The sequence below is a fragment of the Leifsonia sp. SIMBA_070 genome (assembly GCF_046534635.1).
Taxonomy (GTDB): Bacteria; Actinomycetota; Actinomycetes; order Actinomycetales; family Microbacteriaceae; genus Leifsonia.
On the sequence record NZ_JAWRYK010000239.1, the window covers coordinates 1 to 274 of the forward strand.

Genomic DNA, 274 nt, shown 5'->3' on the forward strand with positions numbered 1-274 from the left:
CGATCCTGCAGGCGGAATCGCAGCGCATCCTGGAGCGGGTCCGCACCCATTCCGGCGATCGCGCACCGACCCGTCTGCGCGTCGTTCAGGGCAAGGCCGCGCGCGCGGAACCGGGGGACACGACGGACGTGAAAAAGCGGCAATCCGCTTCACATGTGAGCGAGACGGTGGAGACTTCGCCCGAGGCGCGGCTATTGTCCGCCCTCGACCGTTTCGCGAAATCGGTAAAGGCGCGCGACGGGCACTGACGCGCGACACACAGAGATTAGGCAGG

At 66.8% G+C, this 274-nt stretch carries 1 protein-coding gene; it reads left to right on the top strand.

What is annotated here, in order from left to right:
- Positions 1–248, top strand: a 248-nt coding sequence (locus SB754_RS20185) for a hypothetical protein (protein WP_410784152.1), incomplete at its 5' end; no start/stop codon positions are given.
- Positions 249–274 lie beyond the last annotated feature (26 nt).